This is a genomic window from Bifidobacterium sp. MSK.13.1, from assembly GCF_019131435.1.
GTDB classification, from domain to species: Bacteria; Actinomycetota; Actinomycetes; order Actinomycetales; family Bifidobacteriaceae; genus Bifidobacterium; species Bifidobacterium pseudocatenulatum.
Genome location: NZ_JAHOMM010000013.1, coordinates 1 through 16839 on the forward strand (window position 1 = coordinate 1; position 16839 = coordinate 16839).

The following is a 16839-nucleotide window of genomic DNA, read 5'->3' on the forward strand; positions in this document are numbered from 1 at the left end:
TGGGGCCAGGGCAAGGGCAAGACCTGGACCCGCGCCGGCGGCGTCAAGCTCGCCAGGTACGGCAACGCGTACACCGGCACCACGAAGGTCGGCAAGGGCAACGCCATCACATTCCGTCTGATCAAGGTCGACGCCAACGGCAAGACCACGTGGGACTCGGCCAAGGACCGCAAGTCCAAGGCCGACAAGACCAAGGCGCTCGGCGTCTCCTGGACCTCCGGCAAGGTGAACGAGGACGGCACGATCCCGGACGACTCCGCCATCAGCATCTCCGGCAAGGGCGTCGCGGACGGCAAACTGTCCATCCAGAAAGGCAACCTCGCCGAGCTCTACGTGATCGGCACCCAGGACGCCACCCCGTCCGACGCTGTCTGGTGGAGTGACGGGGCCGCCGTGGCGGTCTCCGGCACCGGCACCGTCTACGGCGTCCAGACCGGCACCGCCAAGGTGAACGTGAAGGTCGGCAACCAAACCGCCACCATCACCATCACCATCAAGTAAACGGCAACCGCCGATATCCATAAAACATTTGAGCCTTGGAATTCAATATCACTCCAAGGCTCAAATCATATTCAAACGCTTCTATACGCATGAAAATACACACATCAAAATCAGCGGATTTAGCATAATCAGCTCAAAGCGTCGTGCAGATATCGCTTTGAGCGGCTGCGCATGATATCCAGTGCAATATCGGCATTGCAGAAATCGATGGTTTGTGAGGTATCAGTACAATCAACTTCGGAAAAATCAGTGATGATTCTGTCGGCGAATTGCACTTCCTGCAGGATTTGACCGCGTCTGGTGCCGAGTTCATGCTCTTTGGTACCTTCCGTATACACCCAGAACGGTTTATGGAAGTTGATGGAGAACAGCGTGCCATGATAGGAGTCCGTAACTACACCCTCCGCATATTTCACCAGCGAGAGGAATTCTTCCGGCCCTGCCTCGAGCACATTGACAAGCTCATCGCATTTCGGCACATTGCCCGCCTGCGGCGTCAGCACTGCGACAGGCAGGCCGACTCGACGAGACAGTTCACGCAGTTGCCTGAATACGCCGACAGCACGCTTGGGACGCAGCAGCGAATAAAACAGCAGATACTGTTCGGGCACGTGTTGCGACTTACGCAACGGTATGCGTTCCTCCCATTCGCCCGCGTTGAGCAACAGCGTCGGATCGCATACGTGTTCCACATATTTGCCGCTTACCTGCCGCAGTTTGCCGCATGCGGAACGTTCCCTCGCCGAAAGCGCGCTGAATTCCGCCAACGCCGGTCCGATGCGCCGCAGCTCATCGTCGGTCATGGTGGCCGGCGACGAAGCATACGAGATTTTCCTGCAGTTCGCCCATTTCAGCAGGTACGGGTCCATGTACTTCCAGTCGACGCGTTCCAGCTCGTTGGAATGCTTGTTGATGATCTGGTCGCTGCCGCTCACGGCCACGTCGAATGCGTCAGCCAGCGAATTCAGCTCTTCCGGCTCCTGATAGCGTCGTTGGCCCACATGTATGTTCGTGCTGATGAACCGCTCGAAATTGCGCATGCGCTTCTTGCGCAGTCCCGCAACCGGCAGCATGGTTAAATCCGCGAGGGACGATTTGAGGCCCAGCCCACGCCAATATAAGCGTTCATAGTAGCGTTCGCCCTCAAGCGGCCGGTAGTCGATGACGGTAACGTCATGCCCCATGTCCGTGATGGTTGATTGCGTGGCATACGCCTGCAATACCGAACCATAATTATAGGCAGCATGATACGTGATTAGACCGATAATATTATGCTTCTCGTCCATATTTCCTCGTCGTTCAAGTAGTTATTTCTTTGTTTTCTCGCTATTGCAGAAGCACTCCGCTTTCTCATTGTTTTCCACTGAATTGCTTATGACGCACCCATGCGATCGCAGCGCTCACGTAATACCATCGATATTTCATCGAAAGCAACGCGATTTGTCGGGTCACAGGAAAACGACCTCCCCGATATCGATCAAGCGGCTGCCGAAAAACCGGCATGTTCACTACTTTTCCATAGTGATTCTTTCGTTCATGACGGTTCCATGGCGCTTCGGGATTGAACAGATCATTGATCATAATGATCGTCAGATGAAATAATGTGTAATCATCGAGCGTTCCATCAGATATTTCCCGAAATTGACGAATGGTATCGCGCATTGTTTCGATCGCAGATATTGTTCGCCGCACATAATCGTTGGAGAACGACCGCACCGCCGAATCCGCATTGCGGCGGTATTCGTACACCATTTCATCCACATAGCCGATTCGATTCGCCGCCGCGACCGCACGGAACGCATATTCGGCGTCCTCTCCCAAACTCAAGGTTTCGTTGAATCCGTCGATCCCTTTGATCAGCGGCATGCTGTACAGCTTGCCCCAAACAAGCGCGATACCTCGCTGCGGTCGGAGCATATCCTCGCATAGGTCAAGACGCCTGCGTCCCTCGAACACCATGTCAGTTTCAGCATAATGGTGTTCTTCCACACTTGGAGACCCCTCGCCTTTGCCGCCCATAATGACGGCACCAGCGGCGTCGGGAACACCGTTCGCATCGGCATCGGCACCTGCAAGCACGTTGCGGTACGCCCCCATCACCACATCGCAGCGGTATCGCACCGCAAACGCAAGCATGCCGTCGACGGCATGCTCGGCGAGCGCATCATCCGCATCGAGGAACATCGCCCACTGCCCCGTGGCCGCGCGCAATCCCGCGTTGCGAGCCGCGGAGACTCCGGCATGGGCGATCGTTTCCGTACGAATGCTGACCAATGGCGAATTCCAATTCGAGATCGGTGCCGTTTCGAATGCCGGCTCACCATCGAATACAATCACCGCTTCGATACGGAAGCCACTGCCCTGCTGCCGTTGCAGACTGTTCACGCAATCATGCAACGTTTGCAACGTGGCACGGTAGACGGGAATGATCACACTGATGGTATGGCTCATCGTCAGTTCAGCTCCCGTGTGATCGCCGAAGCATCATACCGGAACGATACCGGCGATTCGATGCTTTCCGGGAAGTTGCCGATCGCCACGAACGCAATCAGCGTTTCGTAGTCGGGCACGCCCAACAGCTTGCGGATCTCATGCTCCTGCTTCTCACGCATCATGGTGTTGAGAGGGCAGGCGGCCAGCGACTCGCATTCCAATGCGGTCAGGAACGCCATGGCAAACAGGCCTCCGTCGATATACGGCTCGTTGCGTTCCTCAACGCTTACGAAACTGCGCACGTCCACGCTGATCAACGCCAGCACCGGAGGCGCATCGTACCCACGCCACCCGCCCTGCAACGCCAATGCCTGTTCGATGAATTTCGGATTGCTGATCAGCAGCACGCGATATGCCTGCCTATTGCATACCGATGGCGTTTTCATCGACATGCTTACGGCCTTACGCACCGTTCCCATATCAACAGGGGTTTCGGCATACTCGCGTACGCTGGAACGCCCTGCGAACAATGCTGCATAGTCGAGCGATGCGTTGTCGCGTTTGTCTGCGGCACGCACGGTTTTCACGCCCGCATTGCCCGCAACGTCGGCTTTTTCGGCTTGTTCGACGCTTTCGATATCCACCGAGGCCACTTCGTCGGCAAACCATACGCCCACAAACTCAGGAATCGGCTTCTCCAACGCCCGATGCTTGCGCACGTATGCACGAACCACCTGCCGTGCCGCGATATACGTCACATCGTCAACCGGATAGTCGCGTTCCCGCCATTCATCCATCACGGAACGCAACTCCCCGAACGCGGATCTGCCGAATCCCGCACGGAACCGTCTATGCGACAATCCTTTTTCAATACGATGAATGTAATACACCATAGTGCCGCGCAATTGCTCGGATTGTCCCACATTCCATTGCCCCGCGCAGAATCTCAGGAACCGTTTGCGCTGCCCCGCATAGTACGAAGCCAATGTCATGTTCGCTTTGCATCCTTGCAATACGCGCCAGACGCGATGCGGAACGATGGTTTTGATTCGCTGCTTCACGCCCATGATCTCACCTTTCCTTGTTTTCTCGACGCAACGACGGCAATACCGCCTGCACCTTGGCCATGACTTCCCTTGTAAACCAGCCTTCACGCAGCTTCTGACCCAATTGCGAAGCCCGTCGTACCATTCGCGCATACTCGCTTTGCGTCATGCCGTATTCCACGGCCATGGCCTCTTGCAACGATTCGACGGCAACGCCCACTCCCTGTTCGACTACGAATGGTGCGAGCGCCGCCTTGTTCCATATGATCACCGGCTTGTCGGCTGCAAGATACAGCGACAGCTTATGCGGATTGTTGACGGTCAGATATTTGCCGTAATAGCCGCCGCAGGTGTCGAGACTGTCGCCGTCCCAGATCAGACCGAATCGTCCTTCCAGTTTGTCTGGCAGTTCATCGGGTGCGACGATTCCGCGGTACCACGCCGTTTTGCCGTTCCGCCGGTCATATTTCGGCCCGTACAGATTGATGTCGGCTTTGGGGAATCGCTCGGCCAGCCGATACACGTATTCGGCTTTGCCATGGCTGAGATTTCCCGCGATATCGATGCCGTGACGCTGTTCCACGGGCACAGGATTCGCTTGCGGCAGCAGGTAATCAAAAATGCCGATCTCCACGATCGGCACGGTCGCGCCGTACTTGCGCAACACTTCGCTCATGCGCGGATTGTGGCTGATGAGCAGATCCGCTTCGGTCACCCATTGTTTGTCGAAATCGGTGTAGGAGTAGCCGCGTAGCGTTTCCAAATCATGAATCAGGAAAACAAACAACGCTCCGCGCGCTTTCATCCTACGCACGGAAGGCAAGGCGTACAGCGACACCTTATTGTACATGATGAGCGGAAATTGCACCAACACCACGTCCCCGCAGCGAACGGTTCGTTCCAGCCGATGCCAATCGGCAAGCGTACGCCCAACGCACACCAGCTTGTCGAAATACCCTTTGTTCTCGCCGGGACGCACTTCGGATTCCCCAGTGTAATAGTAGGGGGAGTCGATGAAACCTACGGAGCAAAAACGGGGTTACTGAAGTTCCAACGTCGCCAATAATGCCTTGTGGTCGGAACCTTGAATCCGCTTGGTTTCCAAATTTCTGGCGTACACACCCTTGTCGTAGATGATATGGTCGATTTCAGCGATAGGGAATACCGAAGGATACGTCATATGCAATCCCTCGCCGGCACTCTCCCCCGCATCCGTAAAGCGATCGCCCAACAAATATCTGAAGCTTGCATGATCCCACGTGGAATTAAAATCCCCCATCAGCACATACGATTCCCCATTATCGTAATGCTGTAATTGCGCTATGGAATCCAAACTTTTATTCCATAATCCCTGATTGCTTGGTCGTGGAGAAAACGGATGAACCGACCCAAATCGTACTTTTCTGCCATTGAAATCAACTGTCGCGGCAGGAATACTACTGGATTCAATAGGAATGAGATCCTGCGTTGTTTCCTGCAGAGGATGCACACTATACAGTACGTTCACACCGCCATTGTCGTGCCAAGTGAGTTGCGCGGAAACGGAATACGGAAGATAATCCTCAATTCCAGCATCATGCAACCGATCTAATAATCCTGATGAAACTTCCTGCATTGCAAGAATTTCAACATGCTCGCTTTGGATTGTTCGCACGATTTGCTGCGCATCGGCACAACCTTGCTTCGTATTGAACGTCATGACACGCACTGTTGCAGAAGGTTGTATGGCACGATCATTGGTCGGAACGACATACCCCCAATGCCAAATAATCTGGATGATCACGCACAATACGCTTAACGCGACTAAAAGTTTTCGTTTGCCGACAGTGCGAAAAACTGTTGCAATAATTGCGATAATCACGGAAAGCAAGCCAAGCCAAGGCATGAGTGCGACAATCAAAGGCACGTACCGTTTGCCATCGAGACTGTTCGGCAGCATGCGCAGAAGCATCGCGAACACGATGACGGCGGATGCGAACCACAGCAACGCCGTAAGCAGTGAAGCGCGCGTTTCACGACGCGTCTCACTTCGTTGGACATCGCCAAGTCGAGTCATGCGCACTCCTCTCCCATTCCATCTTCCCGTTTCACTTCCTGTTCCGCGCAATCCGCAATCGTATGCAATCACATGTTGCAACCGATAGTCTTACGCATCGTTTTTCACAACATCTCTCACAACATCTCTTCTCGTGAACGCTACCCGCGTTCATCCCCGCATATGTTTCCCGCATGCATTGAGGGTGATGCTTTCACAAAAGTGCCACTATATGGACACTTTCCGGCATTTGGAATCGTTCTGATACGTTCATCCGATAATCTATAGGTTGCAAAACGGTGCTTAACAAAAGAGGCAATCATGAGCGAAGAAGCAATGCGAGAAGAAGTGGCGCAAGCTGTGGAAGTGGCCGCAAACAAGGCCGCCGAAGAGGAAATCAGCAAGCTGGCCGAATTCGAAAGCGCCATCGACGAAACGCTCGCCTCCGGATATTTGGACGATACGCTCACCGTCACCGACGCAGACGGCGTGGCGCAAGTGCTGCCAGTGCTCGATTCCGAGCCGATCTCACACTTGGTGGAAGGCTTGGAAGCCGTAGGCGGGAGCGCCAATGTGTTCGTGCACACCAGCGCAGGCGTGGTGGCCCTCAGCGTAGTGGAATACAAGCCCAACGAAGAGGAGTAGCCGTCGCAGCATGCACGGTCAGGCGGCACGCCTACGGTTGAGGGCGCGTTGCACGGTTTCATGCGTGGAACCGGCACCCTGGCCGCGCACGCCGAAGAACACCATCAGCACCATCACAAAGCAAATCGCAGCGCTGATGCGCAACGCCCACTGAATGCCGAACACGTTGGCAGCCGCATACACGGCTTTTGTGCCACCAAGCGCAGTCCAACGAAGAGACGTGAACGTCTCCATCAAAATCACCAACACCGGAGCGCCAATCGCGCCCGCAATCTGACGAACCGTATTCGTCACCGCGGATCCGGCGCTCACCTCTTCCGGTTCCAAACAATTCAGTGACCATGTGGTGATCGGCATCAACACGAAACCCATGCCGATCTGGCGCACAAACTGCCAAATCGACACCCACCAAATCCACGAAGTCATGGAAATCAAACTCATCATGACCGTGCCGAAACACAAGGTAATCGTGCCGATCAACGCCACCGGACGTGCGCCGAAACGGTCAAGCACCTTACCACCGAAAAACTGCGAAATGCACTGGCCCAAAGCACCCGGAAGCATCACCAGGCCGCTAATCGCAGCAGAATAGCCACGGCAATCCTGAATGTACAGGGGCATGATCACCATAATCGAACTGAACGCGAAGAACGAGAGCGCGGCCGTGATCGTGCCAACAGTAAAACTACGATTCTTCAACACGCTCAAATTCAACAGTGGCGGCTGCGCTTCAGGATTTTCAATCTGCCTGCGCGCGCCATGAATCTGGCGGAGCACAAACCAAATAATTCCCACAACGCCAATCACCATTGGCAGCCAAACCATAGGATTTACAAACGAATACGATTCAATATTCGTAAAGCCGAACATTAGCCCGCCGAAACCGAAAATAGACAGTCCAACGGAAAAAAAGTCAGCCTTCGCGGTTTTATCGTTCTCACCGAAATTATGCAATCCAAAATAGGCAAGAAGCAGCGAAATCACGCCGATAATGGTCAACGTGAGGAAAATTGAACGCCAACCGTTCAAGTCCGTCTGCACACCGCCAAGCGTCGGGCCGATCGCCGGAGCCACGCTCATCGCCATGCCAACCGTACCCATTGCGAAACCACGGCGAGACAGCGGATAAATCGAAAACACCGTGATCTGCAACACCGGCCACATCACACCCGTGCCAACCGCCTCAAGCAAACGCCCGATCAGCACCATCAAAAAAGTTGGACCAAGCCAAGCGAACAGTGAACCGATCGTGAACACAACCATGGAAACAAGCACGATTTCGCGCGTCGAAAAACGTCTCGTAAGGTATGCCGTAAGCGGCACCATCACGCCCATGACCAGCTGGAAAATCGACGTCAGCCACTGACCGGTCGTAACGGAAATACCAAAATCACTGACGATCGTCGGCAACGCGGCGCTCAACTGCAATTGCGTGAAATTACCGACGAACGTAATAAATGTAAGAATCGCAATGGAAATAAACGCCGTGCGCGTTAAATGACCGTCCTGATACGATTCCTCTCGAGTAAGCGCTCGGGACATGCTCCGCTTCGCTGACATCAATCACCTTCTCCACATTCAAACGCACAAACTATATGATAGCCCGTATGACAGAGGCATGGATATTCGCCTGCGGATTCCTGTTTTTGTCATTTCGGGGTAACGCTCCCCTATTTAGAGGTATCATGGCACACGAAAGAGGTAGGCAAGTTTTCGACGCAGGCAGCGTCGAGGGGGGGGGTGGAGGATAATGACAGTCAGGGCCATGTTCCACATCTGCATGGAGTTGTGGGGGTATTTTCATATGCCTGATTTGCGCAGGCGGAATTTTCATTGCAACCCCACACAAAACCAGACGAACTCGCATCAAAATACTCATGCAGATCGCCTGCATGCTTCTTCTTGGAACCGACGCGCTCAGCTGGTATTTTCGCGTAGATGCAGACGAAACCGCATACTATATGGTTCGCATAAGCAATTTCTCAGTATTCTGCATCAACTATATTTTCATGAGTTTCTTCGCAACCTATGTTTGGTTGACAGTGAGCAAACATCAGCATCGCAAACCAGCCGCATTGCGTGCTGTCTACGCATTATCCGTAATTGGAATTCTCTTACTTATCATCACACAATTCACTGGTCTTTTCTACTATTTCGATGACCACAATCTTTACCATCGCGGTAATTTCTATCTTCTTTCGCAGGCAATTGCGGTCTTGGGAATCGCATTATGCCTCTTCATGTTGATCTCATATCGCAAGAATCTTGATCGCATTATTTTCCTTTCCATGATGTCGTTCTTCGTGCTACCAGTATTGGCGACCATCTACCAAGCACTGGCATACAGTTTTTCATTGCAATGTTTGGCGATCGTGATTTCCACACAGATTATGTTCGTCATGGACACCGTGGAAATGAACATGCGATTCCACTCGCAACAGGCCGCCTACGAAAAAGCACGGTACGAAGCCGAACATGACGGCATGACCGGTTTGCTGAACAAGGAAGCGGGATGGAAACACATGCGCAAATATTTCGACCGCATGGATTCGCACGACGAAGCGATGCTGATGTTCGTCGACATCGACGATTTCAAAACCATCAACGACACATACGGACACACGGTCGGCGATTTCTGGATCCGCGAGGTCGCATCCCAACTTCGGCACATCTACCGGCAAGATGACATTATCTGCCGATATGGCGGTGACGAATTCTTGGCGCTTATTCGCAACACCGCCAGCGAACAGGTGCTTGAAACCACGCTGGGCATGTTCTTCCAACAGTTGGCACACACCTCGGAACAGCACGGGCAAGACGTGCATTGCAGCGTAGGCGTGTGCCGCATTGCAGCCGCTGACGGTGCCAGCCTTGGCACGGGGCGCGCCGATGGAGACGCGATCGGAAGCGTGGATTTCGGCCAATGCGTCGCACAGGCCGACTTGGCGCTGTACGAAACCAAACGATTCAACAAAGGAACGTTCACCGTCTACAACTACGACCGTTCCCAGCCAGCACCCGCAAATATCCGCGCCTAAATGAGCAGCTTCAGCTTTCCGGCAATTCCTGCGCTGGGCAACCGTGCAATACGGAAAGCATCGCCCGCTTTTCCTGCGAAGTGACAGTCAGCCCGTACTTGTCTTTCACGCCAATCTGCCGGGCCACGTAATCGCAACGGTATTCACTGTTCGTCGGCAGCCAGTATGCGGCCGAAGCGGAACCCTTCTGCTGATTCGCGGGCCCATCCACGGCCAGCAGATTGTACATGTCGTTGCCGAATTGGTACAGCTTCGCATGATCCCACGTGTTCGCGCCCGACTGCCACGCATTTTCCAACGCGACCACATGATCGATCTGCACCGCCGAAGACGTTTTCACTCCACGTACGAATTGGATGGTCTGACCGGTATACGGATCGTCAAGCGTGCCCGACGCAACCTGGCAGCTACGGCCGTTCTTATATTGCACGTCCGTCAGATCGCGCGCGAGCACGTCTTCGCGCACGTCGCAACCGTTGCCATCGTCGTCGGTTTCGCGGAATCCGAACGCATCGCGATCATATCCGGCCTTGCTGGGATTGTCGTCGACGGTAAGTTTTTCCAACGTTTCCGCAGCTGTGCCGGTTGCCGTGTACTCGCCGGTGATTTCGCCTACGGTCGGATTGACTTTCGGCAGCAGCATGCCGATAGTGACGCCGATTACCGCAACGACTACCAGCAAAATAAGAATACGTTCCAGCGGACCGTCGGCGTTGATCCAACTTTTTTTGAACCGCTTGCCGGCCCGCTGGATATCACGCACGTCGCGTTCAATATTCCGATAATTATAAGAATTACGATTATTCTTTCGAGGCATAATTATTAAAAATAATACGAAATTACGGAATTACGGAGTATCAGGCGTACGTGAATGTCATCGGATCATGTCCGGCGCGCGTCGGACCGTCAAGCGCGTCGATCGCGGCATGTTCTTCAGGGGTGAGCACGAATCCAAACAAATCGAGATTCTGCTTCTGCCGATCCGCATGCACCGACTTGGGGATGATGATCGTGCCATTTTCGATATGCCAACGCAGAATCACCTGCGCAGGGGTAACCCCATGCTCCGCTGCGATGCGCTCAATCGCACCGTTTCCGGCGTTCAAATCAGCACCGCGAGCCATCGGCGAATATGCTTCCACGGCAATGCCGTGCGCCTTGCAATAGTCCACGACCTTGCGCTGCTGCCAGGTCGGATGCAGCTCAATCTGGTTGACGGCAGGATATTCGCCGGTCTCCTCATGCAAGCGGTCGAGATGCTCGGGCAGGAAATTGCACACACCCAGCGTGCGCACGCGCCCCTCCGCGCGGAATTCCTGGAACGCCTTCCACGTTTCGCTGGAACGCCAGTCGAACGGGGTGGGCCAATGCAGCATGTACATGTCGACATAATCGAGCTGCAGCAAGCCAAGCTGGCGGTCGAACGCCTTGCGCGCGCTGTCATACCCCTGCTCGGAATCGCGCAGTTTCGTCGTAACCCACAGGTTTTTGCGCTGCTCACCTTCCGTGAATCCCGCATTGTTCAGCGCGCGACCCACGCCGGCCTCATTGTTGTACCCCGCCGCGCCGTCGATATGACGGTAGCCGGCTTCCAGCGCACTCTCCACTACGGAGGTAACGCCCTCATCGTCGATGCGCAGCACGCCCAAGCCGATTTGCGGAATCAGATTGCCGTCGTTCAATGTGACCATGGGGGTATGGAAAGTTTCCATGCGTTGTCCTTTCGAAGGCTGTGTTTCAGGCGATTATTCTCAACCGTTCTCATGCTTGTTCCAGCTTAGCCGCAGGTCGCCGCAATTCGGCCATATTTCGTGGCACATGCCTCGCATTGCGTCTTGGAACGGTTCGGACGCGCCGTTGCATGAGTCGCGCATATGCCGACAGATGATATGCGCGTACGTAACATAACCGCGCAGTCTTGTGCACTATAACATTGCTCGGATAAGAGGGCGACGAACATGAACAGTACAGACGACGCGAACGATATGGACGGCATGGGAGGCATGGTCAATGCGGGTGCGACGGATGGCGTGGAATGCTGGGAAACGGCACGGGCGAATCACGATTTCTCTTCCCGCCACGGGCACGCGCTTGCCGGCATGCTTGGACCTGCTTTTGTGGCGGCCGTCGCCTACGTGGATCCCGGCAATGTGGCGGCGAATATCACATCCGGCGCGAGGTACGGATATCTGCTGGTGTGGGTGCTGGTACTCGCCAATTGTATGAGCGTGCTCATTCAATATCAGTCCGCAAAACTTGGTATCGTCACCGGAAAAAGTCTTCCCGAAATCCTGGGAGAACGACTTGGCGACGGCGGTCGATTCATGTTTTTCATGCAAGCGGAAGTCATTGCAATAGCGACTGATCTTGCGGAAGTAATTGGCGGCGCAATCGCACTGAAATTATTATTTGGACTTCCGCTTTTTATTGGTGGTTGCATAATCGGCATTATTTCTACGGTCTTGCTTATTTTTCAAAAGAGTGCCACGCATCATATTTTTGAAAAGCTGATTATTGCATTGCTGCTGGTGATTACTTTTGGATTTATTGCAGGCCTTTTTATTGATCCACCAAATCCTGCGCAAGTTTTGCAAGGTCTTGTTCCGCATTTCAAAGGAACCGAAACGGTATTGATGGCAACTTCCATGCTGGGCGCCACGGTGATGCCGCACGCGATTTACCTGCATTCCACGCTGGTGAACGACCATTACGTGCCAGGAGAGCCCAAACCGAGCGTAAAGACCCTGCTACACGGAAGCAAAATAGACGTGTTCTGGGCATTATTACTTGCTGGATCGGTGAATCTTGCACTATTGATTCTTGCGGCGAATTCATTGCATGGCATGACCGGCACGGATACGATCGAGGGTGCGCAACAGGCCATTCAGCATGTGCTAGGTCCGGTGATCGGCACGATTTTCTCGGTCGGACTGCTGGCTTCCAGCCTGAGTTCCACGTCGGTCGGCACCTATGCAGGCGCCGAAATCATGCATGGACTGCTGCGGATCAAAGCGCCGATGTGGGCATGCCGCGTGGTGACGCTCGTACCGGCGTTGGTGGTGTTGTGGTTTGCTAAGAATCCGACGGAAGCGCTGATCATAGGGCAAGTTGTGCTGTCGATCGGCATTCCATTTGCGATTATTCCGCTGATGAAATACACTCACGATCGATCATTAATGGGCGATTATGTGGATGGTCCGGTGAAATTCGCGATCAATATGGTAGTTGTTTCGCTGATTGTCGCACTTAACGTGATTCTTGTAATTCTCACGCTCTCCGGTCGTTCCTGATGTGGGTCCCATTTCGGTGTCCGCACAGTCGACCGGCGCAGCTGCGTCCGCACAGCCGCCTCGCGCAGGAATTGCCGGAACACCGAGGTTGATTCGGGTCTGCACAAACATCGCGAGCTGCGTCGCGAAGCCAACGATACGAAATCAACGGCACAAAGGGCGATAGCGCGAAATCAACGGTACAAAGGGCGATAGCGCGAAATCAACGGTACGAAAGCCGACGGCACGAAACCAACGGCGAGCTACACGCGCGTGGTGGCGCGGGCGATCACGTGCGACTGGGTGGTGATGTAACTCGGCTCCAGCACACGCGTGCCGTCGATCCGGTCGAGAATGCGGCTGACCGCAGTCGGCGCAATCCAGTCGAGACAAGAATCCATGGTGGTCAGCGGAGGCTGGAAATAGGCGGCTTCTTCAATGTTGTCGAAACCAATCACCTGCATCTGGTCGGGAACGGAAATGCCGTTCGCAGCCAAAGTGAACAGCGCACCCAACGCAAGCTGGTCATTGAACGCCACAATACCGTCGAATGGAATCCCGGAATCAATAAGCTGCTGCGTAATGCGAGCGCCGGAACCAATCGTCCAATCCTGCCCAGTGCTCATTACCAATCGCGAATCGAATTCGATACCTCGCGCGGCGCATGCTTCGAGCACGCCGCGGAGTCGCAGTTGCGCATTGCCTTCAATGGCGTCTCGTACGGAATCAATGTGTTCCGGTTCGGTTCGAGAGCCCACCACCGCGAGCCGGGTTGCGCCATGGTCGAACAGGTATTCGGCTGCGAGTCGGGCTTCCTGAATATCGTCGGGGGTAACATGGTCGGCTTTGCCGTGTGTGGAACGCGCGCCCACGCATACGAGCGGATAGTCCACGTCCAAGTCCGCCGCTTCAAGGTTTTCGACTTCGGAGATCGACAGGATCATGCCGTCCGAGACGGTGGTGTTGAAGTTGCGCAGGAGTGATTGCGCTCCTTGTGCGGATCCTTCGGCGTAGGTGGTGACGTATACGGAGTAGCCGTAGCCGCGGGCCGCGTCGATTACGCGGTTGGCGAGCTCCGACAGGTATGGGGCGGTCAATGTTGGTACGGCGAGTGTGATGAAACCGGTTTTGCCGCGGTTGAGATTGCGCGCGGACACGTTCACGCGGTATCCGAGTCGGTCGATGACTTCCTGGACTTTTTCTCGCGTGGAGTCGGTCATACGGCCGGAATGGTTGATCACGTTGGATGCGGTTTTGAGTGAAACGCCTGCCTCTTCGGCCACGTCTCGTAGGGTGACGCGTTTTTTGTCCGGCTTCGGCTCCGGCTTTGACTCGCCCATGTTCGTCTCCGTGATTGTTGAATATGCCGGTAAAAAGTTTACCAGTTATGGCAAGCCCGCCATTCTTGAGTTTCAGAATGGCGGGCTCAGGTTGTGTGAGATTGTTGTGTTACGCAATCAATTGCGCGAAATTATGCGGAATTATGCGCGCTTTACGACGAGTACGCCGTTGCGATGCACGGTGTAGCTGCCCGTCTGTTCCTCTGCTTCCGCTTGGAACAGGTAGATTGGTTCGCCTTCGATGCCCTGCAATGCGATTTCTTTCTTGCCGCGCGGCAGATAGAAATCGAAGGTTGCGTCGGCGGACTTGCGCACGGTGTGCAGTACGTCGGAATCGGTCGGATTGGCGACATTTGCAGAATCTTCCACGATATTCTCGCGCACGAATTCCGTAAGATCGGCGACGTTGAGATCGCAGCCGACGAAGTATGTTTCGCCGGAACCGTACGGATTGCGGGTGATTGCGGCGGTGCCGCCGAGTTCCCATTCGTCGGCTTCTTCACCTTCGTAGGTGGCTAATACCTGCGCGCGTTCGCCGTCGACGTTCACATCGTTCTGCCACAGGCGGGTGACCGCACCGGAGCTCAAACGAATTTCGGACGGTTCGCCTTCGGCTTCCGCGCCGAGAATGTTGAATTCCTCGCCGCGAATACCCAGCATTTCGCGCAGCAGGCCGTCTCCGGCTCCCGGGTATCCGCCGAGCCAGGTGTGGAAGTTTTCGTCGATTAGTCCGGTTGCGTAACCGATGACCACACGGCCGCCGGCAGCTGCGAAATCGGCCAAACGCTGCGTATCTTCGGCGCTGAGCATGATCACGGTCGGCAGTACGACGGTCTTGTATGCGCTCCAATCGTATTTCAACGGCACAATGTCGGCACGGGTGCCGGCGTTGAGGAACGCACGGTACCAGTCGCGCACGTCATGCCAATGGTTGAGCTTCATGCTCGGCAGGGTTTCGGAGCGTGTGGCCCATTCGGATTCCGCGCTGAACAGGATCGCCGTATCGGACTGTTCCAGTTCGGTACCCTGCACGCCAGCGTCGCCGAGGGTTTTCAGCGCTGCGCCCAGTTCGCACACTTGGCGGAACAGTTTGGTGTCTTCGCCCGCGTGGGGCACGAGTGCGGAGTGGAAGGATTCGGCTCCGAATGCGGAGGCACGCCACTGGAAGAAGTTGATGGCGTCGGCACCCATGGCCACATGCGCAATGGAGTCACGCACGGTTTCACCCTTGCGCTTGCGTGCGTTGAGCGGCTTCCACTGCACGGCCGAAGTGGAATGTTCCATCACATACCACGGCTTGCCGAGCGCGAGGGAATCCATCAAAGCGTCGGAGCAGAACAGTTCGTCGATATGCGATTCGCCCTCATGGAAGTAATGGTCGTTCGACACGAAATCGACTTCCTCGGCCCAGTCGGCGTAGTCCATGCAGCACTGGTCGGTGGAGACCATGAAGTTCGTGGTGAACGGCTTGTCGGGGCAGATTTCGGCGATGGCGTCGCGTTCGGCCTTATAGAAGTCGAGCAGCATATCGTTGCCGAAACGCTCGAAATCAAGCTTTTGACCGGGGTTCACCATGGAGTCGGCGCCCATGAAACGCGGGATGAGCACTTCGTGGAAACCGTTCATTTCCTGACCCCAGAAGGTGGTGCCCCACGCCTTGTTGAGGTTTTCGATGGTACCGTATTTGCGTTCGCACCACAGGCGGAAGGCGTTGAGCGCGTTGTCGGAGTAATCGTAACGGTTGTTCCAGCCGTATTCGTTGCCCATATGCCATGCGGTGACGTACGGGTTGGTGCCGTAGCGTTCGGCCAGTTTGCGGCACAGGGTGAGCGCGTATTCCTTGAACACCGGGCTTGTCGGGCTCCAGGATTGGCGCGATCCCGCGTTGACGGGATGGCCGAATTTGTCTTGCGGCAGCACTTCCGGGTGCTTTTCGTACAGCCACAGCGGCGCGGTGGCGGTTGCGGAGGCCAGATCGACCGCGATGCCGGCTTTGCCGAGCTTGTCGATGATGCGGTCAAGCCAGCCGAAATCCCAACGGTTTTCTTCCGGCTGAATGCGATCCCAGCTGAAAATGGCCACGGCCACGGTATTGACACCGGCCTGTTTCATGAGGCGGACGTCTTCGTCCCACACGTCTTCCGACCACTGGTCGGGATTGTAATCACCGCCGTATGCGATGCCTTTGCCGTTGTCGGTCAGCAGTTCCGGCCATTTGAACGTGCGATGCATGGATTACTCCTTTGTGTGCGTATGGCATCCGCTATAACGCTGAGGATGCCAGCTCGACAGCTTCCCTTCGAAAGCTCTCGTAAAATCTTTTTATAAAATCTAGTATATATATTTACTAAGATATTTGAGATGGTCCCGGGGATGTCCACGATGACACCCCCGAGGTCTTATTTTTTGTTCTTTTCGGACGATTGCCGAAAAATCGGTATGCGCTTTACCGAAATTTCAGCATGCGACCGTTGCGATCATTCCTTGACGGCGCCTGCGGCAAGGCCGGACTGCCAGTACTTCTGCAGGCAC

General features: G+C 54.8%; 13 protein-coding genes and 1 pseudogene. 4 read left to right on the forward strand and 10 right to left on the reverse strand.

Going from position 1 to position 16839, the window contains the following annotated elements:
- Nucleotides 1-501, forward strand: a pseudogene (locus tag KSY55_RS08930) (hypothetical protein); the annotation flags it as partial.
- Between the two features lie 128 nt (nucleotides 502-629).
- Here the strand turns inward: KSY55_RS08930 and KSY55_RS08935 are convergent.
- The 5 genes from KSY55_RS08935 to KSY55_RS08955 all read right to left on the reverse strand — a co-directional run bounded on the left by KSY55_RS08935 (nucleotide 630) and on the right by KSY55_RS08955 (nucleotide 6036).
- Nucleotides 630-1787, reverse strand: a complete 1158-nt coding sequence (locus KSY55_RS08935; RefSeq protein ID WP_117663249.1) for a polysaccharide pyruvyl transferase family protein — start codon at nucleotides 1785-1787, stop codon at nucleotides 630-632.
- A 64-nt stretch (nucleotides 1788-1851) separates the two neighbouring features.
- A complete protein-coding gene (locus KSY55_RS08940; RefSeq protein ID WP_004221259.1) occupies nucleotides 1852-2952 on the reverse strand; it encodes a glycosyltransferase in 1101 nt (366 codons plus the stop codon).
- A 2-nt stretch (nucleotides 2953-2954) separates the two neighbouring features.
- On the reverse strand, nucleotides 2955-4001 hold the full coding sequence (locus KSY55_RS08945; RefSeq protein WP_117791291.1) for a nitroreductase family protein: 1047 nt from the start codon (nucleotides 3999-4001) through the stop codon (nucleotides 2955-2957).
- A 4-nt stretch (nucleotides 4002-4005) separates the two neighbouring features.
- On the reverse strand, nucleotides 4006-4959 hold the full coding sequence (locus tag KSY55_RS08950; protein ID WP_254881904.1) for a hypothetical protein: 954 nt from the start codon (nucleotides 4957-4959) through the stop codon (nucleotides 4006-4008).
- A gap of 60 nt (nucleotides 4960-5019) precedes the next feature.
- Entirely contained in the window at nucleotides 5020-6036 is a 1017-nt protein-coding gene (locus KSY55_RS08955) for an endonuclease/exonuclease/phosphatase family protein (RefSeq protein ID WP_217749720.1), read from the reverse strand.
- 300 nt (nucleotides 6037-6336) lie between these two features.
- Between KSY55_RS08955 and KSY55_RS08960 the strand changes: the two genes are divergently transcribed.
- Nucleotides 6337-6660: a hypothetical protein gene (locus KSY55_RS08960; protein ID WP_004221079.1), complete on the forward strand. Its 324-nt coding sequence runs from the start codon at nucleotides 6337-6339 to the stop codon at nucleotides 6658-6660.
- Nucleotides 6661-6678: 18 nt separating this feature from the next.
- Here KSY55_RS08960 and KSY55_RS08965 read toward each other — a convergent pair whose 3' ends face one another.
- Nucleotides 6679-8220: an MDR family MFS transporter gene (locus KSY55_RS08965; RefSeq protein WP_004221078.1), complete on the reverse strand. Its 1542-nt coding sequence runs from the start codon at nucleotides 8218-8220 to the stop codon at nucleotides 6679-6681.
- A 680-nt stretch (nucleotides 8221-8900) separates the two neighbouring features.
- On the opposite strand from KSY55_RS08965, the gene KSY55_RS08970 reads away from it, so the two are divergent.
- Entirely contained in the window at nucleotides 8901-9698 is a 798-nt protein-coding gene (locus KSY55_RS08970; protein WP_254881905.1) for a GGDEF domain-containing protein, read from the forward strand.
- Between the two features lie 10 nt (nucleotides 9699-9708).
- Here the strand turns inward: KSY55_RS08970 and KSY55_RS08975 are convergent, their stop codons facing one another.
- Together KSY55_RS08975 and KSY55_RS08980 are read right to left on the reverse strand one after the other, a co-directional pair.
- Nucleotides 9709-10515 (reverse strand): HNH endonuclease family protein, encoded by an 807-nt coding sequence (locus tag KSY55_RS08975; RefSeq protein ID WP_004221076.1) that lies wholly within the window; start codon nucleotides 10513-10515, stop codon nucleotides 9709-9711.
- Between the two features lie 40 nt (nucleotides 10516-10555).
- Complete coding sequence (locus KSY55_RS08980) at nucleotides 10556-11410, reverse strand: aldo/keto reductase (protein ID WP_217749722.1); 855 nt, start codon at nucleotides 11408-11410, stop codon at nucleotides 10556-10558.
- Between the two features lie 246 nt (nucleotides 11411-11656).
- Here KSY55_RS08980 and KSY55_RS08985 point away from each other — a divergent pair, with 246 nt between their 5' ends.
- Nucleotides 11657-12988: an Nramp family divalent metal transporter gene (locus tag KSY55_RS08985; protein WP_226560118.1), complete on the forward strand. Its 1332-nt coding sequence runs from the start codon at nucleotides 11657-11659 to the stop codon at nucleotides 12986-12988.
- A 242-nt stretch (nucleotides 12989-13230) separates the two neighbouring features.
- On the opposite strand, the gene KSY55_RS08990 is transcribed toward KSY55_RS08985, so the two are convergent.
- Together KSY55_RS08990 and KSY55_RS08995 are read right to left on the reverse strand one after the other, a co-directional pair.
- Complete coding sequence (locus tag KSY55_RS08990; protein WP_217749723.1) at nucleotides 13231-14307, reverse strand: LacI family DNA-binding transcriptional regulator; 1077 nt, start codon at nucleotides 14305-14307, stop codon at nucleotides 13231-13233.
- A 141-nt stretch (nucleotides 14308-14448) separates the two neighbouring features.
- On the reverse strand, nucleotides 14449-16539 hold the full coding sequence (locus tag KSY55_RS08995; protein ID WP_065441898.1) for a beta-galactosidase: 2091 nt from the start codon (nucleotides 16537-16539) through the stop codon (nucleotides 14449-14451).
- Nucleotides 16540-16839 lie beyond the last annotated feature (300 nt).